This window comes from Micromonospora sp. USAFONa4 (assembly GCF_057197825.1).
The window spans coordinates 712,554-726,180 of sequence record NZ_CM170072.1; the positions used below are offsets into that span (position 1 = coordinate 712,554).

The 13,627-nt window shown below is 76.1% G+C and carries 7 protein-coding genes; 6 read left to right on the plus strand and 1 reads right to left on the minus strand.

The genetic code is table 11. The features are described 5' to 3' along the window. Window positions 1–3: 3 nt before the first annotated feature. Complete coding sequence (gene menC / locus AC0OO9_RS02850) at window positions 4–1,134, plus strand: o-succinylbenzoate synthase (RefSeq protein WP_484515321.1); 1,131 nt, start codon at window positions 4–6, stop codon at window positions 1,132–1,134. Window positions 1,135–1,388: 254 nt separating this feature from the next. Here menC and AC0OO9_RS02855 read toward each other — a convergent pair whose 3' ends face one another. After that, window positions 1,389–2,237 (minus strand): SdrD B-like domain-containing protein, encoded by an 849-nt coding sequence (locus AC0OO9_RS02855; protein WP_484515323.1) that lies wholly within the window; start codon window positions 2,235–2,237, stop codon window positions 1,389–1,391. 223 nt (window positions 2,238–2,460) lie between these two features. Here AC0OO9_RS02855 and AC0OO9_RS02860 point away from each other — a divergent pair, with 223 nt between their 5' ends. The 5 genes from AC0OO9_RS02860 (at window position 2,461) to AC0OO9_RS02880 (ending at window position 13,498) form a co-directional block, all read left to right on the plus strand. Beyond that, window positions 2,461–3,759: an MFS transporter gene (locus tag AC0OO9_RS02860; protein WP_484515325.1), complete on the plus strand. Its 1,299-nt coding sequence runs from the start codon at window positions 2,461–2,463 to the stop codon at window positions 3,757–3,759. Window positions 3,760–3,829: 70 nt separating this feature from the next. Then, window positions 3,830–4,051 carry an MbtH family protein gene (locus tag AC0OO9_RS02865; RefSeq protein ID WP_132240715.1) on the plus strand — a complete coding sequence of 74 codons (222 nt, stop codon included), beginning with the start codon at window positions 3,830–3,832 and terminating at the stop codon, window positions 4,049–4,051. A 21-nt stretch (window positions 4,052–4,072) separates the two neighbouring features. Further along, window positions 4,073–9,535: a non-ribosomal peptide synthetase gene (locus AC0OO9_RS02870; RefSeq protein WP_484515326.1), complete on the plus strand. Its 5,463-nt coding sequence runs from the start codon at window positions 4,073–4,075 to the stop codon at window positions 9,533–9,535. A gap of 1 nt (window position 9,536) precedes the next feature. Continuing rightward, the gene (locus AC0OO9_RS02875) at window positions 9,537–12,830 is read left to right on the plus strand and encodes a non-ribosomal peptide synthetase (RefSeq protein WP_484515328.1); all 3,294 of its coding nucleotides are present in this window, start codon (window positions 9,537–9,539) and stop codon (window positions 12,828–12,830) included. Then, window positions 12,827–13,498 carry a hypothetical protein gene (locus AC0OO9_RS02880; RefSeq protein WP_484515330.1) on the plus strand — a complete coding sequence of 224 codons (672 nt, stop codon included), beginning with the start codon at window positions 12,827–12,829 and terminating at the stop codon, window positions 13,496–13,498. Before AC0OO9_RS02875 ends, AC0OO9_RS02880 begins: the two co-directional genes overlap by 4 nt. Window positions 13,499–13,627: the final 129 nt, after the last annotated feature.

Genomic DNA, 13,627 nt, shown 5'->3' on the forward strand with positions numbered 1-13,627 from the left:
GGCGTGAGGCGGATCGAGGCGGTGGAGCTGCGCCGGGTACGGCTGCCGCTCGTGCACCGGTTCCAGACCAGCTCCCACGCCAAACGGGAGCTGGAGCACATCCTGGTCGCGCTCACCGACACCGACGGCGCCGTCGGGTGGGGCGAGATCGCGTCGCCGAGCGGCCCGTTCTACTGCGCCGAGACCGTCGAGAGCTGCTGGGCGGTCGCCCGCGACCACCTCGCGCCGCTGGTCCTGCGTACCGACTGGGAGCACCCGGCGGACCTGGCCGCGACGCTCGGCCGGGTCCGGGGCAACCACTTCGCCCGCGCCGGCTTCGACATCGCCGCCTGGGCCCTGTGGTCGGCCGCCGAGGGCAGCTCCCTCGCGCACGCGCTGGGCGGCACGCGCGGCAGCGTCGAGGCGGGGGTGTCGTTGGGGATCGAGCCCACCGTCGACGACCTCCTCGCGCAGGTGCGGCTGCGCGTCGACGAGGGCTACCGCAGGATCAAGCTCAAGATCGCGCCCGGCTGGGACGTCGACCCGGTGCGGGCCGTACGCGCGGCGCATCCGCACGTGCCGCTGCACGTCGATGCCAACGGCGCCTACGACGACACCCAGGAACACCGGGCCGTCCTGGCCGAACTCGACGGCCTGGGCCTGCTGATGATCGAGCAGCCGTTCGCGCCGCGCGCACTCGTCGCGCACGCCGCCCTGCAGGAACGCATCGGCACGCCCGTCTGTCTCGACGAGTCCGTCGAGGAGCTGGACGACCTCGTCACCGCCCTGCGCCTGGGCGCCGTACGCGTGCTCAACGTCAAGGTCTCGCGGATGGGTGGGCTGACCCACGCCGTACGGGCGCACGACCTCGCGCGCGAGCACGGCGTCGGAGTGTGGTGCGGCGGCATGCACGAGTTCGGGATCGGCCGGGCCGCCAACGTCGCACTGAGCGCGCTCGCCGGCTTCACGCTCCCCTCGGACGTCTCCGGCTCCGACAAGTACTACGCCCGTGACGTCACCACCCGCCCGATCGTGAGCGCCGACGGGCTCGTCGAGGTGCCCGCCGTGCCCGGCCTCGGGTGGGACGCCGACCTGACGTACATCGGGGAGAGGACCACCGACCGGCTCGTGCTGCGGGCGGACGGCGCAATGTGACGGTCCGTCGCGGCTGACCGGTCGGCTGCAGCGCGCGCGATGCCCGGCCCCGGTGGACGGCCATGGCGACGACCAGCGTCACCGGCGGGTCGGGCCCGCAAGGTGCTCCCGGTAGTGCGCCACCGGCCGGTGAGCTGACCGACCGTGCCGAGATGGTGGGACGCCGTCCCGTGACGGATCACCGTCGTCGCCGGTCCGGCTCACGGGACGCGTACGGCTGTCGGTGTCCTGCGGGCGACGTCCCACCAGTCAGGTCACGAGGTGGGGCTGTTGGCCACTACTCCGATGTCGACCGTCGTGGTCTCTCCCGCCACCACGGACAGGACCGCCGTCTCACCGTTGCTGGTGTAGGTGGTTTCGGAGACCTGCACCACGTCCGAGTCGACGGTGTCGTCGACGCCGACGTTCGGCGTGGTGAACCGCCAACTGCTCTTGTACAGCTGGACTCGGCCGACGTAGCGCTTCGCCGGGACGTCCAAGCGGTAGGTGCCGTCGTAGGAGTTGGAGAAGCCGTAATGGTCGTCGTCGTCGACGCTCCAGAAGCTCAACCCCACGTTGGTGACCAGTGGCTCGCCCGCCTCGCGGACGCCGTCGGCGTCCAGATCGTTCCAGATCACACCGCGGAGCGTGCCCTTGCCGACAATCTGGAACTGCTTGGTGTCCGTGTTGTTGCCGACGGCCTGCTCGGGCGTCGTGGTGGAGACCGTGGCGACGGCCTCGACCGGCGCGCCGACCGGCGCGCCGTAGAGGTATCCGGTGAGGTTGACGGCGGGCGCCGACGCCCCGGGGGCCAAGTCCTCCACCAGGTCACAAGTGACGGTGGGCGTGGCGAAGCCGCAGGTCCATGCGTTGGTCGTGGCGATCTGCCCGATCTGGAAAGGCTCGGGCAGGGTGAAGACCAGCCGGACCCCCGCCGCGGCCCTGGTGCCGGCGTTGCGCGCCACCGCATCCACCGAGGTCCAGCCGTCGCTGGGCAGGATGAAGCGCTCGCTGGTCACGTCCACGGTCACGTCCGGCACCTTGGGTGCGGCGACCGCCGGGACCACCGAGAACACGACCGAACCGAGGCCGGCCGCCACGGCGGCGGCAATCTTCACAGACATCATTGATCTCCCCGTATCGATGAGCATCCACCATAGGTGACACTGGCATCTCGCTCAGCGACGGGGCAGGCGGCCATGGGCGCGCGCCGGGCGATCGACCGCCGCCGGTTGCCCGCCGCCGGTGGGCAGATGCAGGGCAGCGAGCCTTCCCTGCGGCACCGGACCGGGTCCGCGGTCCGATGGGTGCTCCGGCGGCGACCGCCCGGGTAGCCTGACCGGCACCATGGACGGTCACCGATTCGCCGTGTCCCGGCTCCTGCCGCCGCCCGGGCTGCCCCGGGCCATCGCGTACCAGTCCGCCATGGTCGCCGTCGGCAGCGGCACGTTCCTCACCGGCAGCATCGTGTTCTTCACCGAGGTCCTCGGGCTCAGCCCGGTGCAGATCGGGATCGGCTTCTCGATCGCGGGGCTCGCCGGGGTGGCCACCTCGCTGCCGCTGGGCGCGCTCGCCGACCGGATCGGCGGGCAGCGGTCCTGGGCCCTCGGCGCGCTCGGCTCGGCGCTGACGTTCGCCGCCTACCCGCTCGTGACGTCGTTCGCGGGCTTCGTGGTGCTGATGGTGGTGGCCGCCGTCACCGACTCGTTCGCCAACGCCGGGCGCACCATCTACACCGCCGCCGCCATGCCGGCCGGGGACCGGGTGCGGACGATGGCGTACGCCCGCTCGTACCTCAACGCCGGGTTCACCGTCGGCACCGGTCTCGGCGCGGTGGCGCTGGCGTTCGACTCCGCCGCCGCGCTCGTCGCCATGGTGCTGCTCAACTCCGCGTTGTCACTGCTCAACGCCGCCCTCGTGACCCGGCTTCCGGCCGCGCCGGTCGTGCGGCACGAGCGGGCGGCCACCGCCTCGCGGTGGGCGGTGCTGAAGGACCTGCCCTACGCGACGAGCGCCGTGCTCCTCGCCGTCATGATGTTCCACTCGGTGATCCTCGTCGAGATCCTGCCGCTCTGGGCGATCACCCACACCGACGCCCCCAAGCCGCTGCTCGGCGCGATGCTAGCCCTCAACACGGTGCTGGTGATCACGTTGCAGGTGCCGGCGGCGCGCGGCGCCGACTCGCTTCCCGGCGCGGCCCGCCTGATCCGCCGGGGCGCCCTGGTCACCGCGCTCGCCTGCCCGCTGGCCGCGTTCGCGGGTCGGACCGGCGGCGGGTGGACCGTCGTCGCGCTCCTCGGCGTCGTGGTGCTGGTGACCACCACCGAGCTGTGGTTCTCGGCGGCGCTCTGGTTCTTCCAGACCGACGTGCCGCCGGCCGCGTCGCGCGGGGTGTACCTCGGCACGGCGCAGACGATCAGCTCGGCGGCGGACGTCTTCGCGCCGGTCGGCCTGACCCTCCTCGCGATCCAGACCGGCGGCTGGGGCTGGTGGGTCGTCGCGGCGATCTTCGTGGGCTGCGCGCTGGCCGCCGGCCCGGCCGTCGGCTGGGTCGCCCGGACGCCGCGGACCGGCGCCGGCGCCGACCCGCCGCCACCACCGTCCACAGCGGAATCGGAGCCGGTCGTACGGCCCACCTCCGCGTGACGTCGGAAGATCGACCGATCCTTGACACGGAATCGACGCGGCTGAAATCCTTCCCGGCGAAGGGGGTCCGATGAGCGCTGAGGACGACGACACCCGGACGTACGCCGTGGTCGTCAACGACGAGGAACAGTTCTCGATCTGGTGGGACGACCGGGAGGTGCCCGCCGGCTGGCGGCGCGAGGGCACCACCGGGACACGCGCCGAGTGCCTCGCCCACATCGACGAGGTGTGGACGGACATGCGGCCCGCATCGTTGCGGCGTTGGATGGACGAGCACGCCGCGACCGGCTGACGCCGCACCGGACGAGGGCGCATGAGCGACAGTTGCCAGCGGTATCCGGCCCTCGCCGTGCAACGCGGGCTGGTGCTGCAGACGCTCCGGCAGCCCGCCGGTGGGGTGGACGTCCAGCAGGTCACGATCAGGTGGGACGGCCCACCGGACCGGGACGCGTTCAGCGCCGCCTGGCAGGCCGCGACCCGGCGCCACGCGGTGCTGCGTACGGCCTTCGAGGTCGACGGTGACCACGGCGTGGCGCAGGTTGTCCGGTCCACCGTGGCACCGGACCTGCGGTGGCAGGAGACGACCCTCGACGACTTCCTCCCCACCGACAGGTACGAGCCCTTCGACGTGAGCCGGGCGCCCCTGCTCCGGGTCACCGCGCTGAGCGACCAGCACGTCGTCGTCACCTTCCACCACGCGATCCTCGACGGCCGCTCCACCCGGATGCTGCTCGACGAGGTCCTCGCCGACTACGCCGCGCGCCGGGCCGACCGGGTGCCGGATCCGCCGCGCCGGCCGCCGTTCGCGGACTTCGTGCACTGGTGGGGCACGCGCGACCCGAGCACCGGCGACGCGTTCTGGAAGGGGTACCTCGCGGGCGCCCCGATGCCGCGGGCGCTCCCGGGCCGCCTCGACACCGATCCCGGCACACGGGGCGTGCCTGCCTCGCACGAGGTCGTCGTCACCCGGCCGGACTCCGACCGGCTCCGCGCCGCCGCCGGAGCGGGCGTCGGCGTCAGCGCCGTGGTCCACGCGGCCTGGGCGCTGCTGCGCGGCGGCTACGGCGGGGTCGACGACGTCACCTTCGCGGTCACGAGATCCTGCCGGTACGACAGCGTCCCGGACGCCGACCGGATCCTCGGACTGCTGCTCAACACGGTGCCGCTGCGGATCCGGCTCAATCCGGGGTGGACGGTGCGGCGGCTCCTCGCCGACGTGGCGGGCCGGATCCGGCGGATCCGCGAGCACCAGCTCACGCCGCTGCACACCATCCTCGACCAGGCGGGCCTGGCACCCGACACGCCGCTGCTGGACAGCCTGGTGGTGTTCGAGCGGCAGCGGCTGTCCACCGCCCTGGCCGAGGGCGGGCCGGAGGGGGCCCGGCGCTCGGCCCGCGTACACCGGATGCCCGGCTATCCGCTGACGGTGCACGCGTTCGACGAGTCGGAGCTGCGCCTGGGCGTGACGTGGGACGGCACCAGGCTGCTGGACGCCTCGGCGCGGCGGATCCTCGCGCAGTTGCACCGCACCGTGCTGGAGTTGGCGCAGCGGCCGGACGCCCGCCTGGCCGACCTGGACCTCGGCGCCGCCGGGGAGGCGCCGCTGCGCGCCGCCTGGAACGCCACCCGGCGGCCCTACCCCCGCGACGCCTCCGTCCCCGAGGTCTTCGCGGCCCGCGTGGCCGACGACCCGGCCGCCACCGCGCTGGTGGTCGGTGACCGCGCGGTCACCTACGCGGAGCTGGACCGGGCGGCCGACCGGCTGGCCTGGACGCTGCGCCGGCACGGGGTCGCCGGGGAAACCCCCGTCGCCGTGCTGCTCCCCCGGGGCGAACCGCTGATCCGGGCCCTGCTGGGCGTGCTCAAGGCCGGCGGCGCCTACCTTCCCGTGGACGCGTCCGCCCCACCCGCCCGGATCGCGAATCTCCTCGCGGCCAGCGGCACCCGCCTGCTGCTCACCGCCGCCGCGACCGCCGCCGACCTGCCGGACCTGGGCCCGGTCCGGGTGCTGGACGTCGACGCGCCCGCCGTGGAGCCGGCGCCGGCCGGCCCGCCGCCGGGGCGGATCCACCCGTCGCAGCTCGCCGCCGTCCTGCACACCTCCGGCTCGACCGGCACGCCCAAGCGGGTCGGGATCACCCACCGGGGCGTGGTGCGGCTGGTGACCGGCCCCGACTTCGCCACCCTCGGGCCCGGCGAGCGGCTGCTCCAGTTCGCCCCGACCGCGTTCGACGCGTCCACCTGGGAGATCTGGGGCGCGCTGCTCACCGGCGCCACGGCGGTGGTCGCGCCCCCGGACCCGGTGGACCTCACCCGGCTGACCGCGCTGATCCGCGACGGCGGGGTCACCGTCGCCCTCCTCACGTCCGGGCTCTTCCGGCAGCTCGCCGAGGAGTACGTCACGTCCCTCGCGGGGGTCCGGCAGCTGCTCACCGGCGGCGACGTGGCCGACCCGGGCGCGGTCCGCGCCGTGCTCGCCGCGCGCGACGGGCTACCGCTGGTCAACGCGTACGGGCCGACGGAGAACACGACGCTGACCAGTTGCCACCTGATGAGCGGCGCCGGGCCGGTGGGCGACCCGGTGCCGGTCGGCCGTCCCGTGCCGCAGACCACCGTCCACGTGCTCGACGGCAGCGGGCGGCCGGTGCCGGTCGGTGTCGCCGGCGAGCTGTACACCGGCGGCGACGGGCTGGCCCGCGGCTACCTCGGCGACCCGGCGGCCACCGCCCGGGCGTTCGTGCCGGACCCGCAGGCGCCCGGCGAGCGCCTCTACCGCACGGGTGACGTCGTGCGCTGGCGCGCGGACGGGGTGCTGGAGTTCCTCGGCCGCCGCGACGACCAGGTGAAGATCCGGGGATTTCGGGTCGAGCCGGGCGAGGTGGAGGCGGCGCTCCGGGCGCACCCGCAGGTCGCCTCGGCGGCGGTGGGCGTACGGGGCGACGGGCCGGAGCGGCATCTGGTCGGCTACGTCACGCCGGCCGGCCCGGCGACGCCGACCCCGGCGAGCCTGCGCGAGCACGTCGCCGCCCGGCTGCCGGCCCACCTGGTGCCGGCCGGGTTCGTCGTCCTCGACCGGCTGCCGCTGACCGCGTACGGGAAGGTCGACCGGGCGGCGCTGCCGGCACCCGACCCCGCCCAGGAGGATCCCGACGTCGCCGGGCCCGCCTCGCCGACCGAGCACCGGCTCGCCGGACTCTGGTCCCGGCTGCTGCCCGGTGGGCGCCCGCCCGCGCGCATCGGGCGGGAGAGCAGCTTCTTCGCCCTCGGCGGCAACTCGCTGACCGCCACCCGGCTGATGTTCCGCATCCGCGAGGCGTTCGGCGTGGAACTGGGCGTGGGCCCGTTCTACCGGGCGCCGACCCTGGCCGCGACGGCGGCGGCGATCGACGCGGCGACCGGCCACCGGGGACAGGCCGGGCCGGCGCTGCGCCGCCGGGACCGGGTGCCGCACCGCAGCGGGCGGGACCTGCCGGCGCACCTGGCCCGGCTGACCGACGGGTGGGCGCTGTGGCGGACCGTCTGCCTGCGGGGCGCGGGCCTCCCGGTCGACCTGCTGGCCCCGCTCGGCGACGCGGAACTCGCCGCCGCCGCCGACCGGGTGGTGGCGGCCCGGGCCGACGGGGACCCGGCCGGCGTCGCCGCCGCCGAGGCGGCGTACGCGGCGGCGTACCCGGAGGCGGTCGGCCGGCTCGCGGTCGCGCTGCACGCGGTGGCGGCCCACCCCCGCTTCCGCGAGGCGGTGGCCTGGCAGAACCCGCACGCCCTGCGCACCGGCGTCGACGCGCTGCTGCGCCGGGGCCCGGGCAGCCCGACCCGCAACACCAAGCACCGCCAGCACGAGGCGCTGGTCACCAGCTACCTCCAGCGCTACTGCGCCAAGAACGACACGATCGGGTTCTTCGGGCCGGTCGGCTGGGCGCGGATCGAGCCGGGCGGCGGCGTACGGGTCGACCCCGCGGACCCACCGGCGCTGCTCGCCGAGCGGACCGTCTACCTGGAGGGGTGGGCGGTCGCCGCCGTGCTGGCCCCGTACGCGCGACGGCTGCGCCCGTGGCTCGTACCCCGGCTCATGCCCTTCCTGGAGCTGGCCGGGACGACACTGCGGGTGCCGCTCGCCCCGCCGGTGGCGCTGACCGACGCCGAGGCGGCGGTGCTGCGCGCCTGCGACGGGGTCCGCGACGCGCACGAGGTCGCCCGGGCCGTGCTGGCCGAGCCGGGTTCGGGACTGCGCTCGACGCGGGAGGTGCACGAGGTGCTGGAGACGTTGGCCGGGGCCCACCGGATCGCCTGGCAGCCGGAGGTGGCGCCGCACGACACCCGGCCGGAGCGGACCATGCGGGCCCGGCTGGCCCGGGTCACCGACGAGGCCGTGCGCGCACCCGCGCTCGCCGCCCTGGACGAGTTGGTCGCCGCCCGGGACGCGCTCACCTCGGCGGCCGGCGACCCGGAGCGGTTGACCGGCGCGATGGCCGGCCTGGAAGCCACCTTCACCCGGCTGGCCGGCGTCCCGGCCACCCGGCGCGCCGGCACGATGTACGCCGGGCGCACCCCCGTCTACGAGGAGTGCCTGCGGGCCGGCTCGGTCGGCGTCGGCGAGGCGAGCCTCGACGGGATCCGCGACGCGCTCGGCCTGGTGCTGGAGAGCGCACGCTGGTTCACCGCCGCCGGCGCGACGCTCTACCGCCGCCTCTGCGCGGAGATCTACCGCCGCCGGGCCGCCGAGATGGGCACCGACGTGGTGCCGCTGGCCGACTTCTGGCTGTTGGCCGGCGAGGCGCTGTTCCATCCGCCGCGACGGCTGACCGACCTGCTGACCGCCGCGCTGCACCGGCGCTGGGCCGACGTGCTGGTGCTACCGCCGGACCGGCGGCGGGTCCGACTCACGGCGGCGGAGCTGGCACCGGCGGTGGCCGCCGCCTTCCCGCCGGGGCGGCCCGGCTGGCCGACCGCGCGGCAGCACAGCCCGGACCTGATGCGGGCCGGCGACGAGTGGGTACTGGGCGAGCTGCACCCGGGCGTCAACACACTGCGCTACGCCACCTGGGTGGCCTACCACCCGGAGGCGGACGCGCTGCGCGCCGCGCTGGCCCGCGACGTGGGCGCCGGTGCGGTCTATCCCGCCGAGACCGGCCAGGAGGGCGGCGTGCCGACCAGGCAGAGCAACGCGCTGGCCGGGCCCGACGACGTCCGGTTGGTGTTCGCGCACGACTCGTTCGGGCACGACCCGCGCCGCAGCCTGCGCGTCGGGGAGTGCGACCTGGTCGAGGTGGCCGGCGGGCTGCGGGTACGGTCGCGCGACGAGCGCTTCGACGTGGACCTGATGCACGTCCTCGGCGACGTGGTCGGCGCCGGGCTGTCCCAGCTCTTCCGCGTCCTGCCCCCGGCGGCGCACCAGCCCCGGATCACCATCGACTCCCTCGTGGTCAGCCGCGAGTCGTGGACGTTCGCCGCCGCCGACCTCGCCTTCGCCGACACCCGCGACGAGGCGCTGCGGTTCCGGCAGGCGCGCACCTGGGCGGGCGAGCACGGCCTGCCGCGGCACGTGTTCCTGCGCTGCGCGGGCGAGCGGAAACCGGTGCACGCCGACCTGACCAGCCTCGCCTCGGTCGACCTGGTGTCCCGGTCGGTCCGCCGGGCCCGCCGGCACGGCGGCGACGACGCCACGGTCGGCGTGGTGGAGATGCTGCCCGCGCCGGACCAGCTCTGGCTGACCGGGCCCGACGGCCGGTACACCGCCGAACTGCGGGTCGTCGCGGTCGACGGGCAGGTGCGCTGAGATGGCCGTGTTCGAGTTCCCGGCGTCGGCCGCGCAACGCCGGATGTGGCTGCTCGACCAGCTCGACCCGGGCCAGCCGACCTACCACGTCGGCTGGGCGGTGTGGCTGGACGGCCCGTTGGACACCGCCGCGCTCGACGGGGCCTGGGCGGCGGCGGTCGCCCGGCACGAGATCCTGCGGACCCGCTTCCGGGCCAACGGCGGGCGGCCGATCCAGGTGATCGACGACGACGCCCCCGCGACCGCCATCGAGGTCGTGGCCCTGGACGAGCTGCCCGAGGCGGACCGGGAGGCCGCGGCCCGGGCCGCGCTGCGGGAACACGCCCGCGCCCCGCTGCCGCTGGAGCGTGGCCCGCTGACCCGGGTCAGGCTGCTGCGGCTCGCCCCGCAGCGGCACGTCCTGGGGCTGGTGGCGCACCACGCGATCGTCGACGGCTGGTCGTTGCGGCTGCTCCTCGACGAGCTCTCCGCCGACTACGAGGCGCTGCGCGCCGGCCGGCCGCCCGGCTCCGTCGAGCCGCCCCTGCAGTACGCGGACTTCGCCCTCTGGGAGCGGGAGCACGACGACGCGGGCGGCCACGCCGAGGCGGAACGCTTCTGGCCGGCCGAGCTGGCCGGTGCGCCGCCGGAGGTGCCGCTCCCGGTCGACCACCCGTACCCCGACCGGCTGTCGCCGGCCGCCGCCGAGGTCGCGGTGCCGGTCGACGGGGAGCTGGCCGTGGCGCTGCGCCGCCTGGCCGGGGCGCGGGGCAGCACCCTCTTCACCGTCCTGCTGACCGCGTACGCGGCCCTGCTGTCCCGGCTCGGCGGCGCGGACGACGTGCTCGTCGGCGTGCCCGTGGCCGGGCGCACCCGGATCGAGACCGAGCCGATGCTGGGCCTCTTCGCCAACACCGTCGCGATCCGGGCGACGCTGCACGGCGACCCGACGCTCGCCGAGCTGCTCGACCGGCTGCACGCCGCCACCGCGCGCGCCCAGGCCCACCAGGACCTGCCGTTCACGCGGGTGGTCGAGCTGTGCCGGCCGCAGCGGCAGCCGACGCGGGCGCCGCTGGTGCAGGTGATGTGCACCGTCGAGGAGGCCCTGCCGACGCTGGAGCGGGGGGCGCTGCGCTGGCGGCCGGAGCTGGTGCCCACCGGCACCGGCAAGTTCGAGCTAGAGCTGGCCGCCGTCGCCGGCCCGGACGAGCTGACGGTGCGCCTGCGCTACCTCACCGACCTCTTCACCCCGGACGGCGCGGGCCGGTTGGCCGACGCCCTGGGCGCGATCCTGGCCGCGCTGGCGACCGCCCCGCAGACCCGCGTCTGCGACGTGGGCCTGCTCTCCCCCGCGACGGCGGACCTCGTCACCCGGGTGTGGCCGGCGGCCCGCTCCGGGTCCCTCCCGCCGCCGGAGTGCACCGCGGCGGCGCTCGTGGCCGACGTCGACGCCGGCGACCGGGTGGTGATCGCTGGCGACGACGCGACCCTCACCGGCGCCGAGGTGCGCGGGCTCGCGGGCCGGATCGCCACCGGGCTGCGCGGGCTCGGCGTACGAATCCAGGAGACCGTGGGCATCGTCCTGCCCCGGGGAGCGCGTCCGCTCCCGGCGCTGCTGGGCGTCTGGTGGGTCGGGGCGGCGTACCTGCCGCTCGATCCGACCCACCCGCCGGGGCGGTTGCGCGGGATGCTCGCCGACGCCGGGGTGCGGGTGGTCGTCACGGACAGCGGCGGCGTCCCGGCACCGCTGCTGGCCGAGCTGGCCGCGTCGACGACCCTGCTGGACCTGGCCGGGCCGGAGCCAACCGGCGCGGGGACGCGGCCGGTGGCGCCGCCGTGTGCGGTGCCGGCGACGGCGGCGGCGTACGTGCTGTTCACCTCGGGCTCGACCGGCCGGCCGAAGGCGGTCACCGTCACCCAGGGCGCGGTGGCGCACCTGCTGCACGCGTTCCGCGAGATGGTCCCGTTGGGGCCGGCCGACCGGGTCCTCTCGGTGAGCCCGTTCGCGTTCGACATCGCCCTGCTCGACCTGCTCCTGCCGCTGCTGTGCGGTGCGCCGGTGGTGGTCGCCGGCGACGACGACGTGATCGACGGCAACCGGCTGCGGCGGCTGCTCGCCACGACCGGGGCCACGATGCTCCAGGCGACCCCGACGACGTGGCGGATGCTGGTGGCGGCCGGCGGGGTGCCGGCGGGGGTGCGGCTGCGCCTCAGCGGCGGGGAGGCGCTGCCCCGGGCCCTCGCCGACGCCCTCGCGGAGCCGGGCACGCGCCTGTGGAACCTCTACGGTCCGACCGAGACGACCGTCTACTCGACCGGGGCCGAGGTCGAGCCGGGGTCGACGCCGCCGGACCTGGGCCCGGCCGTCACCGGCAGCCGGGTCTACGTGCTGGACCGGTGGCTGCGGCCGGTGCCGCCGGGCGTGGTCGGCGAGGTCTGCATCGGCGGCGCGGGGGTCGGCCGGGGCTACGCCGACGCGGCCGGCTGGACCGCCGAGCGGTTCGTGCCCGACCCGTTCACCCCCGGCGGCCGGCTCTACCGCAGCGGTGACCTGGGCCGCTGGCTGCCGAGCGGGCGGATCGAGCCGCTGGGCCGGGCCGACCGGCAGGTGAAGGTGCGGGGCTTCCGGGTCGAGACGGCGGAGGTCGAGGCGGTGCTGCGCGGCCACCCGCAGGTCCGCGACGCGGTCGTGACGGCCGTGTCCGACGTGGCGCACGACGGCGTACGGCTGGTCGGGTACGTGGTCACCGACCCGCCCTCGGCCGACCCGCCGGCGGACCTGCCCGGGTACGCGCGCCGGTTCCTGCCCGCGCACATGGTGCCGGCGGTCCTCGTGGCGCTGCCCGAGGTGCCCCGCACCTCCCGCGGCAAGCTGGACCTGCGCGCCCTGCCACCGCCGGGCCGGGGTGCCGGCTCCGGCGAGCCGCCCGTCGCCCCGCGCAGCCCGCTGGAGCGGGAGCTGGCGGGACTGGTGGCCGACCTGCTGGGCCTGCCCGGCCCGGTCGGGGTGGCCGACAACTTCTTCGTCCTGGGCGGGCACTCCGTGAAGGCCACCCAGCTGATGGCCCGGGTCTGGACGACGTACGGGATCGACCTGCCGGTCCGGACGCTCTTCGACGATCCCACCGTGGCCGGGCTGGCCGCCGCGGTCACCGCCGCCGGGGCGGGAACCCGCGCGACACCCGCCGACGCCGCACCGGCGGGGTCCGGCGCGCCGGCCGGGCCCGACGGCGCGGGCTACCTCGACACGCTGACCGACGACGACGTCGACGACCTCCTCGCCGGCATGGACGGGCCGTCGAGGTGGGACGGATGAGCGGTCCGCCGGGGCCACCGGCCTGGCTGGCGACGGTGCTCGCCGCGCTCGCCGAGGGCCACGACCCGGCCACCCCGCCGGACTGGCGGCGGCGGATCGACGTGGAACTCGACCGGCTCGCCGGCCGGGTGCCGTTCCCGGTGGTGCACGACTGGCAGGCGCGCGTGCTCGCCTCGACACACGGCGGCGACGCCGGCCGGCTGGTGGGTGACCTGCACCGGCGGGCGCTGGCCGGCGACCGGGTCAGGGTCGACGAGTGGCGCGGCGCGCTCCGGCCCGCCCTGCGCGAGCTGTACCGGGCCGCCTACCCGTACGCCGAGGCCCGGGCGGTCGCGTACGCCAACGCCGAGGTCTACGCGACCGCCAACGGCTACGGCCCCGACGAGGTCGTCGAGTTCGCCGCGCACTACGCCGACCTCAGCACCGGGGCCAACGCCGAGGCGTTCGCCGACGCCAACGCCATCGCGAACGCCGACGCGCTGGCGGACGCCCTGGCGCTGGCCGACGCGGCGGCGTACGCCGAGACTTACCCGGCCGCCCTGGTGCGCGCGTACGCCCTGGCGGCGGCCAACCGGGCCGGCGCGGCGGGTGCCCCGCACGTGCTGCGGGCGGCGTACGGCCGGCTCGCCGACGCGCTGGCCGAAAGTCTGAGCCGCGTGTCGGATTGAGGTCCCCGGACCGGCCCGTCGGTCCCTGGTCCCAACCTGTCGAGTCGTCTACTGTGGATCCACTTCGGCCGATGTCAGGTGGCGCAGTCAGGTGGCGCGACGGGCCGTCGGGCGATCGAGGGGGCGCAC